The organism is Haemophilus sp. UMB1048, assembly GCF_030218125.1.
Lineage (GTDB): Bacteria > Pseudomonadota > Gammaproteobacteria > Enterobacterales > Pasteurellaceae > Haemophilus_D.
The window spans coordinates 1-244 of record NZ_JASOPB010000165.1 but is presented as its reverse complement, the minus strand read 5'-3'; the positions used below and the strand labels follow the sequence as shown (position 1 = coordinate 244).

At 50.4% G+C, this 244-nt stretch carries 1 pseudogene; it reads right to left on the bottom strand.

The window, feature by feature from the left end:
* Positions 1-244, bottom strand: a pseudogene (locus tag QP437_RS10315) (exonuclease); the annotation flags it as partial.

The window sequence follows — 244 nt, the reverse complement described above, 5'->3', positions numbered from 1 at the left end:
TCCCCAAATACAAAACTAATTTCAGCCAGTGCCTCGTCCATTTTTTCGATGAACTCCGGCACCATCTCGTCAAAACTCGCCATGTACTTTTCATCCCGCTCAACCACGACATAATGCAGTCCTTCACGCTTCATACGCGGGTCATAGTTGGCAAAGTACCAGGCATCTTTTCGCGTCACCCACATGCTGTACTGCACCTGGGCCATGTAAGCTGACTTTATGGCCTCGAAACCACCGAGCCGGA